The organism is Streptomyces sp. JJ66 (assembly GCF_019303495.1).
GTDB lineage: Bacteria > Actinomycetota > Actinomycetes > Streptomycetales > Streptomycetaceae > Streptomyces.
Window position 1 is genome coordinate 1 of sequence record NZ_JAEVFI010000018.1, and the last position, 207, is coordinate 207.

General features: G+C 54.6%; 1 rRNA gene. It reads left to right on the forward strand.

The window, feature by feature from the left end:
* Nucleotides 1-183: ribosomal RNA gene (locus JJV70_RS14745) — 23S ribosomal RNA — on the forward strand; the annotation flags it as partial.
* Nucleotides 184-207 lie beyond the last annotated feature (24 nt).

Genomic DNA, 207 nt, shown 5'->3' on the forward strand with positions numbered 1-207 from the left:
GTTGGCTACGTTCGGAAAGGATAACCGCTGAAAGCATCTAAGCGGGAAGCCTGCTTCGAGATGAGGACTCCCACCTCTATAAGAGGGTAAGGCTCCCGGTAGACGACCGGGTTGATAGGCCGGATATGGAAGCCCAGTAATGGGTGGAGTTGACCGGTACTAATAGGCCGAGGGCTTGTCCATAGTTGCTTGCGTCCACTGTGTAGG